Genomic DNA, 17593 nt, shown 5'->3' with positions numbered 1-17593 from the left:
GCGCGTTAAGAAAATAGTCCGGTGGACTATTTTTAGCATGCGAACGCCTTGAGCCAGCGAAAGGCCGGGGACGACAACCAAAGAGGGAGTGATTCGACTCCCTCTTTGGAAACTCCGCGAACCCGTAATTCGCAATTGCTTTCGAACTCATATCTTTTGTTAAACGCTGCGCTTAGCTGCTGACACGATTTAGCAGCACATCCCTGTGCTGGTAAATCTAGCTCGGCGTCGTGCCTCGCTGTCAGCAACACGCTTCGCAACAAAAGCTGATTTCTTCAGCGCGAATTTAAACGGGGGATAGGGTGCTGATAGACTTATGCAGGGCTGTGTGTCTTGAGTTGCTGAAGAAAAAAATGCAGGACCTGTCCCCAGAATATTTATTAATTTTACTAGGGAGTCTGGAGGCTGATAATATCAATTGAAAGGCACACACATAAGTTTTGAATATAATCACAACTAGCTAGATCAATAGCTCCGATATTATGTAAAACCATGGTTGCTCTCATCAAGTCCAAGAAAAAACTAGCAGCCCAAATCTCACCCTGTTTTAAACCCTCTCCTGGATACATATTGAAATCAAAGTGAATACCAATCTTTCCATAAATGTCGAGTATTTCTGATAAATCCTTTGGGTGTATATTTCTCGGAGACTTAGTAGAAAGCTCCTTTAGTAATTTTTTTATCTCTATTTCAGGGAATTGAAAACTACCACTTTGAATTTCTAGATCAAAATGAGTGACATTAGCAGTTGAGTTTTGGTTGAAGAGTTTCGCGTATAGGGTGTTATAGTGTATATCTAGTGCTGGGAAGAACTCGCACTTATCCATCAGTGCGCCACATGTGTTTATCAGCGAGCTTAAATAAATTTTAATTTTATGTTGCACAGCTTTTTTATGCTCTAGATATAACATGAAGTTTTCTTTTCTACTTGCTAATTCGAACTGCTGTTGAGCTAAATTAAATTGATCTTCTGACTTTCTGAACTGCTTATTAGCGATTTCTATCTGATATTCTACTTTATTCAACTGGTACGCCAATTGTAAACTTCTATAGTACATACCTATCAAAGTAGTAACAGCTGCCATTGCAGTGAAAATGCTAATGGGTAAGTTAAATGTTTCTGTGAAAGTCATCCAGTTTTCTAGAGAGTTAAAATCTGTAGAATAGAAACCTTTGGTTGCATATAGCTGAATTATAAAAAATAGAGCAGCAATGATGGGGGTTACATAGAAGAACAACTTAAAGATATTGTGCCACTTCAATAATTCAGCACTTGTGTCGCTTACGGTAATTTTTTTCATTTTCCCAAAAATTTTAATAAGTTGACTGTCATTAAGTTACCACAAGTAAAAATTCATGTAGATAACTGCCTTACAAATTAAAAAGATGAGATATTAAGTTACAAGATAATAAATAAGACACCCACTTTAATCTGTTTAGAGAGGTATTGAAGACAATGGAAGTTAGCACAAAGCTCAAAAATGTAGAGCCAATTTTTTTACTGATTGCTAAGTTCGCAGTGATCGTATCGACCGCTTTTTTCATCATTGGAATTAGCTATTGTGTGGGTCTAGATTCAGGTTACGGCGTTACTACCTCCACACCGAGCATCGAAGAGTATGCGTTAATTGGCTTTTTTGTGACATTCAAAGTGTTAGGGCAGGTATTTGCAGTTATCTTCAGTGGGCTAGTTGCCAATTGGGTTGTATGGCCTGCTATGATAGGAATAGTGATCTCGTTGCTTCTAGTAACTCACATAACCTTTCGTTTCATACCGTGCTTGAAAAAGTATGAAAAAGGCTTTGAAAATAAACTAAATAAGTATTCATTAACAACAAATTCTTTAGCGGTCATCACTTTAGTTGCTTGCTTTCTTTATTTAATTCCTATCTCTGCATTCACTGCTGGAAAAGTCTATGCAGAGGAAGTTATTGAGCAAATAGCTAATGATGGATGTGCAAGATCAGTTAAAGACAGTTCTATTTGGTCTATTTGTAGCGAACTGATGATTAATGGTAACTCAGTGATTAAGGGGTATATGCTCTCCCGCTCTGACAGCAAAGTTGTCTTCATCACCCACGATACGCAAGAATTGGTTATTCAGAATATTCCTAAAGACGCAGTGATTAAACGTTCAAGGATTCAATAGCGTAGGATTTGCTAGCGCGAATGAGCTAACAAGACACTCATTCTAAAAGGAAAGAGATGGGTCAGGTTTTGCATTGGGCAGTCCAGCAAATTCACCTGACCTCTTTTATCTTCTATCTCAATCCCCTGGCCCTTTGATGGTGAAGGTTAAGTGCTTGCGCATATCTTTTAGGATCACGCCTTTTTTCAGCATGGCGGCGCTTAAGCGTTTTTGCCATTTGAGTAGGTGAGGTTCGGCGGCCTTTAGTGCTTGGTCATTTTCGAATTGAAAACACAGGAGCAGGGAGCCGGGGAACAAGTGGTATTGGACATCAAACCAGCATTGCAACATGCCGGGTATTTCTGCGCGCGCTTGTTGTTCGAGTGCATCGGCAACGTTTAGCACCAATGCTTGTTGTTTTAGCTGGACTTTGGAGAGCTTTTTCATGGGAGTATCGAGATACGGAGTTAGGGTAATAAAGTGTAATTATAACTGGGCCTAGAGCGCTATGGAATGTGGAAAATATTAGGGTGGGTGTATTCTCAATTAAGTTCTTGGTTGCAAAACGCAACAAATTGTCGCATCATTATTGAGTGCATTCTAATCGGAATAGTTAGATGATAAAAAAAGTTCATTTTGAAATCACATTTCAACGACTAAATGACAAGCTAGAACTAGTTGATGAATATCTTCGGCAGGCGCTAAGAATTCTTAACGATGGTAATTCCCATGTTTCTCGAATTGATATTTTTAACCATAAAATAGCAGAGGCTAACAAAAGAGAGTTACTGTTAAAAAACACTAACCATCTTGTACAGTTGATACGGTTTATGATTAAACATAATCAACTTTTAAAAAGGGGTCGAGTTTTTCAGTTTCGAGACCTTTTTAATACATACTACAAAAGCCAATTAATGTGGATAGAAGAGCTTAGCTTTAAGATAGTAAGTGTAATAACCGCTAATATGGAAAACAAAGTAAGAGGAGAACTGCAATGGCAACAAGTATCCGCCTAGATGATGATTTCGTAACTGACGTCAAGGTACATGCGGAAGCTGAAATGCGCTCTGTGCCAAAGCAGATTGAGTATTGGGCTAAAATTGGAAAAATTATGACAGAGAACCCAGACTTACCTTACAACTTTGTGCAAGAAGTGCTTTTAGCTTCCGAGGAAGTAAAACTCGGTAAGGTTAAACGCTATGAGCGACGAACAAAGCGAAAACAAGATTGATGTTTTCGAAACAAGAATTTTTGAAAAGCAGATGAACAAACTGTCTGACGCCCAATGTGAAGTGGTGGAAGACGAAATAGAAAAAATTATTGCGGATCCAGAAATAGGCGTGAGAAAGAAAGGAGACCTATCACACCTATGGGTTCATAAATTTAAGATGGAGGATTCTGAGGTATTGTTGGGTTATTCCTGGGTTTCAGAGAAACTCGAATTGTATCTTCTCAACATAGGTCCTCATGAGAATTTCTATGCCAAAATGAAAAGTCGCCGAAAGGCTGATTTAAAAATTATTCGTTAGATGCTGTCTAGGATCGTTGGGGGTCAGGTCTTGTATTGTGCATATGACTCATCCCAGCCTCACAGCCAATAAGACTCTAGCAGAGCTGCTCCTGTGTATCCGTTCGATTCCCCGTTTTAATTCGCGCTGTAGAAATCGGCTTTTGTTGCGTAGCGTGTTTGAAACAATGAGATAGGGACATCGAGTTAGGTTTATCGAGTCAGGACGACTCGTTAAACCGCGTTGAAAGCTAAGCGCAGCGTTTAACAAAAACCTGAGTTCGTAAGCATTGGCGAATTACGGGCGCCCTAGGAGTCGTTAGAGGAAATGGGCGCGCATTTCCTCTGACTTGTCGTCGCCAATGCGACAAAATCTGAATATAAAAAACCGTTGTCAGCAGCCCGCCACAAAATCTTAATTAGCCAGCAGGGCTACTCCTGCTCCCATCCCGTGTTATATTCATTTTAAGTGTCATCATTTTATCCGCATTAGGCTGGTATCAATACCGGGCCAGCTTAGCAAATGGATGTAGCGGCGAATTTAAGAAGAGGCGTATGCAAGAATCAGATTTATTTTCACAACTGGGCCAACGCAAGCAGCAGCAAAGTGAGCTGGTCGACACGGTCAACAAACATTATGGCGATTATGTGTTTAACTCGGTCGGTGCGGTGACCACCAGTGAGAGTGTGTATTTCCCAATTAAAGAAGGCGTGCTAGCCGGCTACTGGCTGGACACTGATGCCGCAGACTATCAGTCCCTGGAAGGTAAAACCCTTTCATCTATCGAAAACCTGTACTTCTTTGTCTTTACCCCGCAACAGATGCAAGAGCTGATCCTTGATGGCGATGAAGAGGAAGAGTAAGCAAACCCAGATTTCCTAGGCATAGAAGTTTGGTTAGGTCTTGCGCTTAGCCGAACCCACAATCACTCTAATCTCCACTTCGTCACACAGGTGTATTAGTTGATTTCCTGTTTAAATTCGCGCTGGAGAAATCCTCCCCTTTGTTGTCGGCCTTATCGGCAATGTGCTCCTGCATTGCACTACTACCGCCATCCATGACGGCAAAGTTTAACTTACAGTGCTTTGTTGTCGGCCTAAAAGACCGACCTACAAACTGTTAAAGACCGACCTACAAACCTCAATTCCACGTTGTCACACAGATGTATGAGTTCAATACGTAGGACACTTGCTAGTTAACCTCTTCATTATGTTCACTAAAATACCGGCCGCGCTTTAGTTGCCATTGGCCGTCACGGTTCTGGCACATGGCATAGCGAAAATAGGGCTGGATGCCGGGCCAGTGATAGCGCAGGTCGCTGAACCAGATGCAGCTTTGCGTGGCCGATGCATCTTTTGCCAACACCACAGGGTACTGAGCAAAGTCTCTAAAGGCCTTGAATTTTGGCTGTTGCCAGGCCTGTTGAACAATCGGCTCTGCGTGTGCTGGGTGGGTATAGCTGTGCCGTTGCAAGGCGTCAGTTCGGGTGTAGGCTTCAGCAAAGCCTGTTACCTCAGCGGCGTGGGAGAGGCTATCCGCCAGCGGATCTGTGTTGAACTTAATATAGGCCTGATAAATATGCTCCTCGTCTTCGCTTAGCAGTTGCCAATAAAGGGGCGAAAAAGGCTGTGGCAGCAAGCGACTATCCGCATTGGGCGCTATTTGCGCCATTAAAGTGAGTTTTATGCCAAGCACCACAGCAAGATAAAGTAAGGGCGGGCTTAAGGCCGCCAGGCGAAAGCGCTTTTGGTGGCAGCTTTTTATTCCCCAAACACACATCAGCAACCCGGCCAGTATCACGCTCAGGGTGAAGTAGGGGTCGATAATAAATAAGAGATCCCAGCTAAATTTCACGTCTGACAAAGGCGCAAACCATTGGGTTCCATACACGGTTAAGGTGTCGGCAACCAAGTGCGAGACAATGGCAAGCCAGCATATGGTAAATACCAGCTTGGCATTTTGCAGGCGCAGCAGTTTACACAAGAGATAGCTTATTAGCGCCGCCCACACGGGGGAGAGCAACAGGGAATGGGTTTCGGCTCGGTGCCAATAGGCTAGAAAGTCTAGCGGGTTGAGCCAAAACAGCAGGTAGTCACTGTCCGGAAAAAGGGCCACCGCAGCGCCGAGCAGTGCCCGGGGTTTCCAAGCCGTATCTGCTTTGGCAGGCTTTGATGAAGGCAACTGGGCGACAAGGGCGCCAATTAATACATGGGTGAGGGCGTCCAAGGCTAGATTGCTCTACCCGGGCGGGAGAAAAAGCCATGGCCGGCATGAATGCGCTTAAGCAAGCTCCTTAACAGGGATCTGGTTTTGGCATTATCGGCACTGTTATCGCTTAAAAAGCAATAAAAGCTGGCCAGATAGGCGCTAGTGAGCGCAATTTCGTCGGCCACCTTGGCTAATCCCTGTTGCTGGCGTCCCGCCGCTTCTCTGAACCATTGTACGGTGCGGCTGACGCGGGTCACACCATGGGCTTGCAGGTGAAAGTGCCCGGGTTCCAGTTTGTACGCCATTATATCGCGCACCACTGCTTTGTAAGGTGCCAGATAATGAAACCAGCGCATGATGCAATTGAGGGTGCGCTCTTGCTCCGAGCCTACTTTAGCGGCCTGGGTGTCGGCGTAGGCGAGCATGGCTCTATCGGCGCCATCGAACAGCGCCTCGGCGATATCATCTTTGGAGCGAAAATGCCTGTGGATATCGCTTAAACCACAGTTGAGCGAGTCGGCTAACTGCTGCAGCGAAAACGCTTCCCAGCTCGATAGGCGTGCCAAGGCAATGGCACCATCAAGCAGGGCTTTGGGGCTAAGCATCTCGGCAGCCATAAAAAGAATGCCTTATTAATGGGGTGTGTTTTTAGTATAGGAAGCGCCCGGCGCAGCGGCAATGATGCGGTTTACTCGCTGAGACCATGGGATTTCACTGCGTAAGCCCAAGGTTTGATTGTGACCCAAAATATCCCCCCCAAGATCGCTGGACAATATTGCGCTATGTGTATATAAAACCTATGCTTTTTGTATTCATGTTGCGTAAATGCACCGGTCTTTGATAAGAAAATGGAAAACCTGACGATCGCTATGGCGGGGTTAACCGCTATTATCCTGTTTGTTTTTGGACTTGAGAACTTCTCCCGGGAAATCGAGCGTATTTCTGGTGAGCGTTTTCGCAAGTCCTTGAGCAGGGCCACCCGCATTCCTATCCTTGGGGTCGTTATTGGCGCTATAGTGACCGCCTTTATTCAGTCGAGCTCGGCCACCTCGGTGATCACCATCAGCCTAGTTAATGCCGGGGTGCTGACGTTTAAAAATAGTGTTGGCATTATTTTTGGCTCTAACGTGGGCACCACCATTACGGCCCAGCTGGTGGCTTTTAAACTTACTGTATTTGCTCCCGTTTTTATTATTATCGGCTTTTTCTTATCTCTTACGCGCAATCGTTTTTCTATCTTTGGCAAGGCTATTTTCTATTTTGGTTTTGTCTTTTTCAGCCTTAACCTTATCTCTTCTTCCTTGGCGCCTTTGCAAGAAAATCAGGCGCTTATTAATATTTTAACGCAGCCACAAAACCCGCTGATTGCTATAGCTGTGGGCTGCTTATTTACGGCGCTGGTGCAATCCAGCTCGGTCACTACGGGTTTAGCCATCATCTTTACTCAGCAGGGGATTTTGGGCCTTGAAAACGCGGTGCCCATTATTATGGGCGCCAATATAGGCACCACGGCAACGGCCATGATCGCCGTATTTGGTATGGATATCGCTGCTAAAAAAACGGCCCTGAGCCACTTTTTGTTTAATGTCGGTGGGGTGTTGTTGTTTTTGCCCGTTATTTTATTGTTTGGTCACAAGTTAAGTGAAGTGACTATGGACCCCGCCATGGCCTTGGCCAATATTCACTTTATTTTTAACGTGGTTGCGAGCCTGATATTTATTATTTTTGTGACGCCTTTTACCCGCTTTGTGGATTTTCTGCTCGGTGAAGGCACAATGGACTTTGAGCGCCTTGAATTGCCAACCTATCAGGAAAATGAAGAGTTTCAGAACGTAGTTAACCGACTGGAGACGGGCAACCAGGAGCTGCTTAGCTTTTTGAAGGAAAACTACAATCTCGTCACCCTAAGCTTGGAAACTAACTACAAGGGCATTCAAGACACGGCACAAAAACGCCTTGAATATGTCAATTTCTTTGAAAAAGAGTGCGTGACTTACTTCACCTCTATCGTCAGCAAGATTAATGATGAGGAGCAGTCCCGGGAGCTGATAAGGCAAATTAATCGCTATGATTATTTGTTCCAAATACATGACTCGATTAACGATCTTTTTGAAAGCAAACGCATTATGAATGACCAGTTTATCGAGCTCAAAAGTGATATTTTGATTTTGGTCAGAGAGTTATCGAGCGATACTTTAAGTCTTTTCACCCAAATAAGTGAGCATTTAGAAGAGCCGAAAAATGAGGACATTGAGAAGTCGGCAAAGGTGCTGCAACTTCATTTAAATCAGGCTCATCGCAAGCTTTTATTGCTACTGGCCGATACCGATAGGCAAGATGCCGGGGCGCTCACCAATTTTATAACCTACTCACAGCGGCTCAAAGATAAGCTCTTAAATCTCCATAAAATGTCGTCACATAAAAATGCCGAGTTGTGATTTCAAATAGGCGTAATGAATATAGCCTAGCCTATAGTCTCCTTCAGCACTTATAGGCGCTCGCCTAAAAATTTTGGTGCGGTAGTTTGCTACCGCTTCTTTGGTTTTGTAGGTTTATTTTCGGTAGTTTGATTCCGATATTTTGGATGGTAAAGATATAAACGGTAGAATTCTACCGATTATATGCTATTGTTATCGTATTAACGGTAATAAACTACTGGATATCAATGCAAAATATCACGCTGCAATTATTTAATCAGGGTAAATGGTGGGATGCGGCAACGCTCAGTTTTGCTGGAGAACAGCTTAACTCGCCTGTCAGTTTATCTTATCTTCCCGAGTATGTTGTTGCGGCCGCCTCCTACGAGGTTAAAGACTGTTGGGCTTGTACAGTAAACGCACCGATAAGCATGATCCCAACGGAATACACGAATTGGCCTGCCTTACTCGACGATATTTTACCCGTGGGTAAGTCGCGGATTTGGTGGTTGCAGTACTTGAATGCGAGTCGTAATGGCGAGTTTGCACAAAACTATGCTTTATTAACCAATGCTTGTATGTCTCCGGTAGGTAATTTGCGAGTGAAAGAGTCGGTTCGTGTACAGGAAGAAAGCGATTGTATGCGCTTTTCAGTGAATGATGTTACAGAGCTGCAGCACGACTTTTTAGAATATGCCAATGAACAGGGTGCGGCTGTTGGTGGCGCGACCGGGGCTGGTGGTGTGGCGCCCAAGCTCTTGTTAATGCTAGAGGGTGATAAGGTCTACATAGATGCTGATTTTGCGGGCAAACCACTAAATGCAACGCCTTATTTAACGAAATTTGCCAGAAACACACGCACTGTTCGAGATAACAATATTCTCAAGGCTGAAGGCGTGTATTACCAGGCATTGACTGAGGTGTTGCAGGGAACGAATATCGAAACCATAGACATCAAAAATATGAAGGTGTTTGAATATGAAGGCCAGGTAAGTTTATGGCTTCCGCGCTTTGATGTTCGTATTGAAAATGGCATTGCCATACGTTTGGGTTTAGAAAGTATTTATTCCATTATCAATGCCGTACCGGGCAGTTATCAGGACCATTTTGCGGTTATAGAAAAAGTGTGGCATCGCATACAAGACACTACGCAAATGAGCTCTGCTGAGTTTGTTAAGCAATATGTTGTTAGGGACTTTTTAAATTTGGTGTTTGGCAATTCTGATAACCATGGTCGCAACATATCATTTTTGAAATTTGCAGGCGATATTTGCTTTGCGCCTATTTATGATTTTGCGCCGATGAAAGCCGATCCTGAAATGGTCACGCGTTTGTTTAAGTGGGAGCGTGGTTGTGAACGAATGGGGGTTGTGAATTTTGTACAAGTTGCCAATGAATTAAAGGATTTTTGTGACCCAGCAGAGCTGATTAGTTTTCTAAAACAACTTGCGATTAAATTGACAGAACTGCCAATATTATTAGCGCAATTGGGTTGCCCTCAGGAAATTTTGGACTTTCCAGCAATTGGTTTTGCCAACCTAGAAAGTAAACTAGCCGATATGGGAGTGCACAATGGTTAACCTTACGGCCGCAGAGCGAAAAGAAATAGTAGCCAAGATTGAATACGATCTTGCCAATAACGCGCTCTCTTTGGGGGAGGCTATTAAGCGCATCCGTACCGAGCTGTATGGCATGACGCAAACACAATACGCTAAATTTATTAAGGTATCAGATAAGACATTGAGGGATATAGAAAAGGGTAATACAGATCCACGCTTGTCGGTGATTAATAAGCTATTGGCCCCAGGGAGCCTAAAGCTCAGCGCCTTACAGGTTCAGCGCTCGGTGTGATGATACCAATTTATCCCTTAAAGGAAGAGCCGCCCAAGAAGGCGGCTTTTCTGTATCTGGTGCTTGGCTAATTTACAGCGCCGTTAAACTCTGCTCCAGCATGGCTTTAATCTGGGCCACGATTTTTGCTTCCACTTCAGGTTCAAACTGGGCGATACGCGGGGTGTGAATATGCCCTGTGGGAATGTCGGAATTGAGCTCGTTGCGCAGGCGAATGCTGCGATAGGAGATCTCGTTCGATAAATAGCCGCCACCGCCGCCGTTAACCGCAATCGCGTTTTTAAGCTCTTCCAGGGTTTTCGGCTCAAAGGTTTTTTCCAGTGTGGTGACCTTGTGGTTGTCGATAACCTTGTACGGGCCCTTGGCCTGCTGCATTTGCGCTACCGGCAGGCTGAACTGCACAAACTCATCGCCAGGTAAGGGACGGCCATTGAGGCTGGATATTTTCGGTGCCGTTTGCGTGCCGCCATAAACGATATTGGCGTTATCCGGAGCGGTAACACTGCGGCGCTTACCGGGAAAGCGCTCAAGGTCGAAGTCTTTGCGGCCCATACTCACGGTGACCACCATATCCACATTATTCAGGGCGTAATAGGGAGCGAGGATCTCTTCAATCAGACCCTGATCAAAATCCTCATAGCGCACCGGGATCATCACTGTGTTGATTTCCGCTTGTACGCCCTTAAAACTGATCACCTGGCCATCGAGTAACAGCGCGGTCACGCCGGAGGGGTTACTCTGGTTGATGTTTTTATCGAGCAAGAAGGGATCAAAGCCGGTCAGGAGAATTTTTTTCTCTGTGCCCTTAGTGTATTCCAGGTCATCGCGGCCGCGGCTACCGTGCTCTAACAGAGCCAGCAGGGTGGCTTGCTCAGCATCGCTCATCGCAAATGCGGGCTTAACCGAGCGCATTACTTTGCTGGAGTGCAGGCGTGCCCAATAGAGCTCGCGATCATCATAACTTGCGCTGCTGGTAAGGCGTTGCTTGGCGCTTTGCCATAGTTCGCTGGCGTGCGCTTGCACCCGCTCTTTTGCTTCGGCATAGCTTTTGGCGCCTTGCCACTGCTGTTCAAATTGACTGATATCAGCGCTAAAGGCGCTTAATACCTGAGGCATGGCGCTGGTGGCTTTTTCAATGCGCAGCTCTTCAACCGTAAGGTTGGCCGCAAACGCTGGTAAGGTGGATAAAACAAGGCCAGAAGCCAGAAGTGCTTTGATCATAGTGGTCCTATACAGTGTCAATGCCTAGTTGGATGCTTGCGTTACTATCCTATGTCTCATTGCCCAGCGCAAATAAATCAGCCGGTTGTTTTGGTGCGCTGATGATTGAGCATTGCTGCGGTATTACCTACAATAGCGGCACATTTATAAATTAAGAAAAATCATCATGACAGACACAAATGCAAAACCGGCCATTCCAGACATGCTTTCTATCAACCCGCGTAGCAAGTTCTACAACGAAGAAATTCTACAGCATGAGATTGGCGTGCGTTTTAACGGCAAAGAGCGTTTCGACGTAGAAGAATACTGCATCAGCGAAGGTTGGATTAAGGTAGCCTCACCTAAGGCGCTTGACCGTCGCGGCCAGCCATTACTGCTGAAAAGCAAAGGCACGGTAGAAGTTTTCTATCGTTAAGCGGTTGGGTTTATCAACCCAGTAGAGGCAGGCCATAAAAAAGCCTGCCTTATTCGCGATTGCCATGGAAGCAGGCGCGTTTTAACCTTATTAACTCACATTGGACGTGGCGTTATACCCCATGAAATGGATTTTATTACTAGCTAGCTGGCTATTTAGCCCAAACCTACTCGCCAACGCGCAATACACAGAATCTGAGTGTATCTTGCTGCAACATCAAATGAATGACTTCAGTCATGCACAGCAGTCTTCACCTTATCTCGCTGCGAAAAAAGCATATGATAGATATTGTGCAAATCCGCAAACGCCTTCAGCTAAATTTGCATCGCAGCAAAGTGCTAGCGAAGGAGGGCAGATTATCAGCGGAACCAATACCCAAAGTTCGGTTCCGGCCGAAAGCAGCATACCCCCGAAAATTGCTACATCTGTTGAGGTGCGTACCCCTTATATCCCGCCTACACAGGTGGCGCCTCAATCAGTAAATGCGTTCGAGCTGATGCTTTCTTCCTTGATCCCCATGGGCTTATGGTTTGCATTAGCACTTTTACTGCTGGCGGCATTTAAGACGGTACTCGTCTTTAAGGCTGGGGCTCTCGGCGAGTGGCGAGTAAACAATAAACTAAAAGAGTTAACCAAGGGCACGAATCTCACCCTGTACGAAAACCTGCTGTTATATACAGACAACGGCGATTTTACCGAGGTGGATCATTTGTTAGTAAGTCCATTTGGTATTTTTGTGATTGAAAGTAAAAACTACAGTGGCTGGATTTTTGGGAGTGAAAAGCAGGCTAAATGGACACAGCGAACCTTGATTCAAAGTCACAGTTTATGAACCCCTTGCGGCAAAATTATAAGCATTGCTTGGCAGTAAAGTCATTTTTGGGGATTAAAGAGAGTATTGAATCTCTGGTGGTGTTTCATGATAAGGCCACTTTTAAAACCGCAATGCCAAAAAATGTAATCATGTTGAGTGCTATGACTGACTACATTAACGGCTTTACCGAGCCAAAATTTAGCAAGGCGCAATTAGTTGAATTTAATGTGCTTTTATCCATGAGAGAAGAAGGCACTACAGCCGAAGATTACAAAATGCACATCCAACAGGTTAAAGCACGCCGGGCTGGGTAATTGTGCCCAAAATAAAGATGTTCTATGTGTTCTATGAGCAATTATTGAAACGTCGGGCATACTTTGACGTTGGGCGGGGATGCGTTTTATTTATCGGTTCGTCCAGAGGTGCTACTCTACACCTATCGGAGTTTAAGTGAGTAATAAGCATGATCAATGACAACGACATTATTGAAACCCTGGAAGAGCTTGAAGCGTTTTTACGTTTAGTGGAAAGTGGTGCTCTGGGGCTGGAAAACGCCACGGGAATTGCCCTGGCGACCAATAATGCCGATGGCCGTCCCTTTGTAGCCGTGCTGGACAACAATCACCAGCTTCTATATGGACGTTGGGTGAGCGCCTATGTGTATGAAAATGGCAAAGAAATGATCCAAAACGCACCGCAAAGAAGACACTAAGTGTGTTCTGCTCGGCGACCGACAATATGTGTTAGGCCACGGGCGCACAAGCAAGCGATACAAAATAAGCCGGTGTGATTAAAACTTCACGCCGGCTTTTTATTGGTGGTGAATTTGCTAACGCTTTCGCTAGTTGCTTTATCTACAAAGCATTTACTTTACGCAAAAAGTAGCTTAGTCTTTTTAGGTTATTCAATTTGAGAGTGTTATGTTTAGACTGGTTTCACAGGTATTAGTTATTGCAGCCGTGCTGATTGCTCTGCTTGGGCAGGCATTCGCCTATTCTGCGATGACATGTGAAACGGCTATGGACGCTCATCAAGCTCATGCAGCCATGAAGATGGTGACCGATCATACCCAGATGCAGCATCATCAAGGCATGGAACATGGCGATACAACCATGAATTCAGCTATGATGGACGACTGCTGTGAGGTGCAGTGTGTTTGCCCGACAAACGCCTGTACATCGGTAACCCTTGTTAATTCCTCTACCGCTATGGCCGACGTAATTGCCGTCAATGAAGCCGTCATTAGCGCCACCTCTGCGCAGCCAAGCGCAATTCAAACGTCTCTTTTTCGCCCCCCCATTTTTGCCTAACACAGGGTTAATGCGTCAAAAATCTGCTCAAAGATGATGAGCACTTTTGTGATAATGCACGTGTAAACGTGTTGAAAAGCCAGCATTTGCTGGGGGCTAAAATGATTAAAAAGTTTTTAAAAGTAGCAGTGTTAGTACTGCTTTTACCGAGTGTTGTTCATGCCAATGAACGAAGCAATGGCAATGATGTTTTAGAGCTGTTGGTGTACAAAACACCGACCTGCGGTTGCTGTAAAAAATGGATCTCCCACGTCGAGAGTGAGGGGTTCATTACCTATGCCAAAGACTATCTGGATATCAGCCCGGTCAAAACCAAGCTTGGCATCGCCGCCAATTATCGCTCCTGCCATAGTGCCATTTCACGCGATGGTTTTGCTTTTGAGGGCCATGTTCCCGCGAAGTTTATCCGGCAATTTCTAAAAGAAGAGCACGCCGATGCCATCGGCCTGTCGGTTCCCGCCATGCCCCTAGGGTCACCCGGCATGGAAGTGGGTGACAGGTTTACGCCCTATCAGGTGCTTATCCTCTACAAAGATGGCAGCAGCAAAGTCTACGCCCAGGTTAAGACCTATGAGGAGCAGTTCTAATGACTAGCTATCCTGTTAGCCTTGCTACCTGGCTGTTAGCTATCGCCGTGGCCGCGAGTTCGCAGGCGGCGACGGCGCAGCAAGCGATCACCCTTGAACAAGCGGTCATGATGGCGCAACAAAATGACCCTTGGTTGCATGGTAATCGCCTAAAACAGCAAGCCATTGAAAACAAAAGTGTTGCCTCGGGTGCTTTGCCCGACCCTCAGGTTTCCCTCGGTTTAATGAACCTGCCGGTAGATACCTGGGAGTTTGAGCAAGAGGGGATGACGCAAGTGAAAGTCGGCGTGACGCAAATGTTCCCTCGCGGTGATAGCTTGCAGTTAAAACAAAGCCAGCTTGAGCTCGAGTCGAGCCAGTACCCGCTGTTACGCGAGAACCGTAAAGCGCAGCTTCAAAGCAAGGTATCAGAGCTGTGGTTAGACGCTTACCTGGCGCAGCGCACAATAGAGCTTATCAAGGGCGACAGAGCGCTGTTTGAGCAAATTGCCGAGGTGGCGATGATTAGCTACTCCAATGTGATTGGTAAGACGCGCCAGCAGGATGTTATTCGCGCCGAACTGGAAATTGTGCAACTCGAGGACAGGTTGACGGTAGAAAAGCAAAAACTCGATACCCTGTTGGCGCAGCTCAACGAATGGCTGCATATCTATGATAAAGATGAGTTTGCAATCACATTTGATGACAACCCAAGCACCTTCGCTTTTGAGGTATCAAACCAGTTGCCTACACTGCAGCTGTTAAATGCCGAACTGTTTAAGGCATCCGATTATTCCCGCCAGCGCCTTGCCGGCGAGTTGGCCTATCACCCCGCATTGATGGCCATAGATGTGAAACAGCAGGTGTCAGAAAAAGGCGTGCAGCTGGCCGAGCAGAGCTATAAGCCCCAATGGGGCGTCAACGCCGGCTACGGCTACCGGGGCGATATGCCTTCCGGCGATAGTCGCGCCGACTTTTTCTCTGTGGGCGTTACCTTTGACCTGCCGATTTTCACCGAGAATAACCAGGATAAACAAGTGGCCGCCTCAATCGCCGAGTCTGAGTCGGTAAAAACAGAGAAGTTACTGCTGCTCAAGCAAATGATCAGCGCCGTGGAAAAAGAGCTCAAGCAGTTAAAGCGCTTGTCCGACAGAAAGGCGCTCTACGGCGAGCTGTTACTTAAACAAACACAAGAACAGGCAGATGCATCGCTCAATGCGTACACCAATGATGATGGTGATTTTGCCGAGGTCGTTCGGGCCCGGATCGCCGTGTTAAATGCCCGTATTTCGGCACTTAACATTGACGTTAACCTGCTTAAAACCGTTGCCCGAATCAATTACTTTATGGCTCGCTACCAACCACAACAGCAAACCAACAGCCAGTCCATACATACACACCGAATTGGAGAAGAATAATGTCGTCTAACAACAAAACGATTATCGCCGTGATCATTGGTGCCTTGATCGGAGTCGGGGGCATGAGTTTGTTTCACAGCCAAGAGTCTGACACTAGCGGAACAGTCGCCGACTCAGGGGAAAAGAAGCCGCTTTATTGGGTGGCGCCCATGGACTCCAATTACCGTCGTGATCAGCCAGGTAAATCACCCATGGGGATGGACCTAGTGCCTGTGTACGAGGAAGAAGAGGCGGGCAGTGATATTGGCCCAGGAGCGGTAAAAATCTCTCCGAACGTGATTCACAACCTAGGCGTGCGCACCGCGCCGGTGCAAGTGAAAACAATGCAAACCAATATCTCCACCGTGGGCTATGTCCAATATGATGAAGACGAACTGATCCATATTCACCCTCGTGTTGATGGTTGGATAGAAAAGCTCTACGTCAAAGCCGCCGGTAACCCGGTGGATAAGGGGCAGGCGTTATACACCCTTTACTCGCCGCAACTGGTCAATGCTCAGGAAGAGTTTCTGATCGCCTTAAAGCATAGCAGTGGCTCTTTGGCGGTTGCAGCCAGAGAGCGTTTAAAGGCGTTGCACATGTCTTCGGAGTTTATTGATGAGCTGGAGCGTACCGGCAAGGTGCGCCAAACCGTTACTTTTTATTCGCCACAACAAGGGGTTGTGGATGGCTTGCAAGTGCGTGAAGGGTTTTATGTGCAGCCCGGTACCACGCTGATGAGTATTGCCAAGCTGGATCAGGTGTGGGTTGAGGCGGAGGTGTTCGAGCGCGATGCCGATGTCATTAAAAAAGGCCTGCCGGTGTCGATGACTCTGGATTATTTACCCAGTAAAGAATGGCACGGTGTGGTTGATTATGTTTATCCCACCCTTAACAGCCAAACGCGTACCCTGCGGGTGCGATTGAAATTTGATAATCCAGGCTATTTGCTTAAGCCGAATATGTTCGCGCAGGTGTCGCTGCAGGCAGAGCAAACCGGCAATACCATGGTGGTGCCAAAAGAATCGGTGATCAGAACCGGACAGCAAGATCGTGTCGTTCTGGATTTTGGTGACGGCCAGTTTAAATCGGTCGCGGTAACCCTAGGTCGAGTGGGCGAGAACGAGGTGGAGATACTAACGGGTCTTGAAGAGGGCGATGTGGTGGTGACCTCGGCGCAATTCTTAATTGACTCGGAATCAAGCAAGAGCTCCGACTTCAAACGCATGTATCACGACGAAGTGCCTACATCGGTATGGATGGAAGGGGAAGTGAACAGTGTCATGGCGGGTCATCGCATGGTGAATATCACCCACGGACCGGCAAAAGAATGGGACTGGCCAGAGATGACCATGGACTTTACCGTGGCAGACTCGGTGGATATTGACGCCTTAAAATCGGGTCAGACGTTGCATTTTGAAGTGACCAAAACCGATGACGGCGGTTATGAGCTAACCGGTATTCACATTATGACCGAGCCCGAGGTGTCCAGTGCCACCGTGATGGGGGTGATAAACCTTGTTGATGCGCAAAACCGCATCATGAACATCAGCCGCGGACCAATTGAAAAATGGGGCCGCCCGGCGGCGACCATGGACTTTATGCTTGCCGAGGATGTCGATATCTCTGCTTTTAACGAAGGCGATGAAGTGATGTTTACCTTTGAAATCAGAGACGACTTTGTCATCACCGAAATCTCTCTCGCTGATAATACGCAACAGCAAGATGCTGTTGATCACTCAGCGCATTAAGTAGAGG

General features: G+C 46.1%; 21 protein-coding genes. 16 read left to right on the top strand and 5 right to left on the bottom strand.

The window, feature by feature from the left end; translation table 11 throughout:
- Positions 1 to 389 precede the first annotated feature (389 nt).
- Positions 390 to 1301: a hypothetical protein gene (locus tag C2M24_RS01955; protein ID WP_105213125.1), complete on the bottom strand. Its 912-nt coding sequence runs from the start codon at positions 1299 to 1301 to the stop codon at positions 390 to 392.
- A gap of 155 nt (positions 1302 to 1456) precedes the next feature.
- Here C2M24_RS01955 and C2M24_RS01950 point away from each other — a divergent pair, with 155 nt between their 5' ends.
- Entirely contained in the window at positions 1457 to 2149 is a 693-nt protein-coding gene (locus C2M24_RS01950) for a hypothetical protein (protein WP_105213124.1), read from the top strand.
- Between the two features lie 117 nt (positions 2150 to 2266).
- Here the strand turns inward: C2M24_RS01950 and C2M24_RS01945 are convergent, their stop codons facing one another.
- Positions 2267 to 2575 (bottom strand): hypothetical protein, encoded by a 309-nt coding sequence (locus tag C2M24_RS01945; RefSeq protein WP_105213123.1) that lies wholly within the window; start codon positions 2573 to 2575, stop codon positions 2267 to 2269.
- A 170-nt stretch (positions 2576 to 2745) separates the two neighbouring features.
- On the opposite strand from C2M24_RS01945, the gene C2M24_RS01940 reads away from it, so the two are divergent.
- The 4 genes from C2M24_RS01940 (at position 2746) to C2M24_RS01925 (ending at position 4499) form a co-directional block, all read left to right on the top strand.
- Entirely contained in the window at positions 2746 to 3144 is a 399-nt protein-coding gene (locus tag C2M24_RS01940) for a hypothetical protein (protein WP_105213122.1), read from the top strand.
- Positions 3123 to 3359 (top strand): TA system antitoxin ParD family protein, encoded by a 237-nt coding sequence (locus C2M24_RS01935; protein WP_105213121.1) that lies wholly within the window; start codon positions 3123 to 3125, stop codon positions 3357 to 3359. Before C2M24_RS01940 ends, C2M24_RS01935 begins: the two co-directional genes overlap by 22 nt.
- Positions 3328 to 3657: a type II toxin-antitoxin system RelE/ParE family toxin gene (locus C2M24_RS01930; RefSeq protein WP_105213120.1), complete on the top strand. Its 330-nt coding sequence runs from the start codon at positions 3328 to 3330 to the stop codon at positions 3655 to 3657. The genes C2M24_RS01935 and C2M24_RS01930 overlap by 32 nt, the downstream gene beginning before the upstream one ends.
- Positions 3658 to 4190: 533 nt before the next feature.
- Positions 4191 to 4499, top strand: a complete 309-nt coding sequence (locus C2M24_RS01925; RefSeq protein WP_105213119.1) for a hypothetical protein — start codon at positions 4191 to 4193, stop codon at positions 4497 to 4499.
- Positions 4500 to 4827: 328 nt separating this feature from the next.
- Here the strand turns inward: C2M24_RS01925 and C2M24_RS01920 are convergent, their stop codons facing one another.
- Positions 4828 to 5862, bottom strand: coding sequence for a metal-dependent hydrolase (locus C2M24_RS01920; RefSeq protein WP_105213118.1), 1035 nt, complete (start codon positions 5860 to 5862; stop codon positions 4828 to 4830).
- 2 nt (positions 5863 to 5864) lie between these two features.
- Positions 5865 to 6461: a TetR/AcrR family transcriptional regulator gene (locus C2M24_RS01915; RefSeq protein ID WP_105213117.1), complete on the bottom strand. Its 597-nt coding sequence runs from the start codon at positions 6459 to 6461 to the stop codon at positions 5865 to 5867.
- Positions 6462 to 6692: 231 nt separating this feature from the next.
- On the opposite strand from C2M24_RS01915, the gene C2M24_RS01910 reads away from it, so the two are divergent.
- From C2M24_RS01910 to C2M24_RS01900, 3 genes are all read left to right on the top strand, one after another.
- Positions 6693 to 8282, top strand: coding sequence for a Na/Pi cotransporter family protein (locus C2M24_RS01910; protein ID WP_105213116.1), 1590 nt, complete (start codon positions 6693 to 6695; stop codon positions 8280 to 8282).
- A gap of 227 nt (positions 8283 to 8509) precedes the next feature.
- A complete protein-coding gene (locus tag C2M24_RS01905; RefSeq protein WP_105213115.1) occupies positions 8510 to 9841 on the top strand; it encodes a HipA domain-containing protein in 1332 nt (443 codons plus the stop codon).
- Positions 9834 to 10112, top strand: coding sequence for a helix-turn-helix transcriptional regulator (locus tag C2M24_RS01900; protein ID WP_105213114.1), 279 nt, complete (start codon positions 9834 to 9836; stop codon positions 10110 to 10112). Before C2M24_RS01905 ends, C2M24_RS01900 begins: the two co-directional genes overlap by 8 nt.
- 72 nt (positions 10113 to 10184) lie before the next feature.
- Here the strand turns inward: C2M24_RS01900 and C2M24_RS01895 are convergent, their stop codons facing one another.
- A complete protein-coding gene (locus tag C2M24_RS01895) occupies positions 10185 to 11333 on the bottom strand; it encodes a hypothetical protein (protein WP_105213113.1) in 1149 nt (382 codons plus the stop codon).
- Between the two features lie 166 nt (positions 11334 to 11499).
- On the opposite strand from C2M24_RS01895, the gene C2M24_RS01890 reads away from it, so the two are divergent.
- The 8 genes from C2M24_RS01890 (at position 11500) to C2M24_RS01855 (ending at position 17586) form a co-directional block, all read left to right on the top strand.
- The gene (locus C2M24_RS01890; RefSeq protein ID WP_105213112.1) at positions 11500 to 11748 is read left to right on the top strand and encodes a DUF3297 family protein; all 249 of its coding nucleotides are present in this window, start codon (positions 11500 to 11502) and stop codon (positions 11746 to 11748) included.
- A gap of 121 nt (positions 11749 to 11869) precedes the next feature.
- Positions 11870 to 12580, top strand: a complete 711-nt coding sequence (locus C2M24_RS01885) for a nuclease-related domain-containing protein (RefSeq protein ID WP_105213111.1) — start codon at positions 11870 to 11872, stop codon at positions 12578 to 12580.
- Positions 12541 to 12876 carry a nuclease-related domain-containing protein gene (locus C2M24_RS01880; RefSeq protein ID WP_158683677.1) on the top strand — a complete coding sequence of 112 codons (336 nt, stop codon included), beginning with the start codon at positions 12541 to 12543 and terminating at the stop codon, positions 12874 to 12876. Before C2M24_RS01885 ends, C2M24_RS01880 begins: the two co-directional genes overlap by 40 nt.
- Positions 12877 to 13025: 149 nt before the next feature.
- Complete coding sequence (locus tag C2M24_RS01875) at positions 13026 to 13274, top strand: hypothetical protein (RefSeq protein ID WP_105213109.1); 249 nt, start codon at positions 13026 to 13028, stop codon at positions 13272 to 13274.
- Between the two features lie 208 nt (positions 13275 to 13482).
- Complete coding sequence (locus C2M24_RS01870) at positions 13483 to 13872, top strand: hypothetical protein (RefSeq protein WP_105213108.1); 390 nt, start codon at positions 13483 to 13485, stop codon at positions 13870 to 13872.
- A 101-nt stretch (positions 13873 to 13973) separates the two neighbouring features.
- Complete coding sequence (locus C2M24_RS01865) at positions 13974 to 14459, top strand: DUF411 domain-containing protein (protein WP_105213107.1); 486 nt, start codon at positions 13974 to 13976, stop codon at positions 14457 to 14459.
- Positions 14459 to 15856 carry a TolC family protein gene (locus tag C2M24_RS01860; RefSeq protein ID WP_105213106.1) on the top strand — a complete coding sequence of 466 codons (1398 nt, stop codon included), beginning with the start codon at positions 14459 to 14461 and terminating at the stop codon, positions 15854 to 15856. Before C2M24_RS01865 ends, C2M24_RS01860 begins: the two co-directional genes overlap by 1 nt.
- Entirely contained in the window at positions 15856 to 17586 is a 1731-nt protein-coding gene (locus tag C2M24_RS01855; protein ID WP_105213105.1) for an efflux RND transporter periplasmic adaptor subunit, read from the top strand. Before C2M24_RS01860 ends, C2M24_RS01855 begins: the two co-directional genes overlap by 1 nt.
- The last annotated feature ends 7 nt before the right edge of the window (positions 17587 to 17593 follow it).

Source organism: Pseudoalteromonas sp. T1lg22 (genome assembly GCF_002964645.1).
Classification (GTDB): Bacteria; Pseudomonadota; Gammaproteobacteria; order Enterobacterales; family Alteromonadaceae; genus Pseudoalteromonas.
The sequence above is the reverse complement of the archived record's forward strand: the minus strand, read 5'-3'. Positions and strand labels throughout refer to the sequence as shown.